The organism is Pollutimonas rozaliensis (genome assembly GCF_048751585.1).
Classification (GTDB): domain Bacteria; phylum Pseudomonadota; class Gammaproteobacteria; order Burkholderiales; family Burkholderiaceae_B.
The window spans coordinates 1-250 of the sequence record NZ_JAZHOB010000265.1 but is presented as its reverse complement, the minus strand read 5'-3'; the positions used below and the strand labels follow the sequence as shown (position 1 = coordinate 250).

The window sequence follows — 250 nt, the reverse complement described above, 5'->3', positions numbered from 1 at the left end:
GGAAGTTCCAGCGCTTAACAGCACCTTGGAAGCCTTTACCTTTCGATGTACCAGTAACGTCTACTTTCTTAATTTCGTTGAACAGTTCAACAGTCAGTTCAGTACCAACTTCGAACTCTTCGCCGTTTTCTAAACGGAATTCCCAAAGACCGCGACCAGCTTCTACACCTGCTTTCGCAAAGTGACCAGCTTCTGGCTTAGTTACGCGGTTAGCTTTCTTAGTTCCAGCTGTTACTTGAATAGCAGCATA

1 protein-coding gene is annotated in these 250 nt (G+C 45.2%); it reads right to left on the bottom strand.

Features of this window, described 5'->3' with window-relative positions; translation table 11 throughout:
• The coding region (locus V0R37_RS22845) for a large ribosomal subunit protein uL3 (protein WP_420376655.1) at window positions 1-250 on the bottom strand (250 nt) is incomplete at both ends.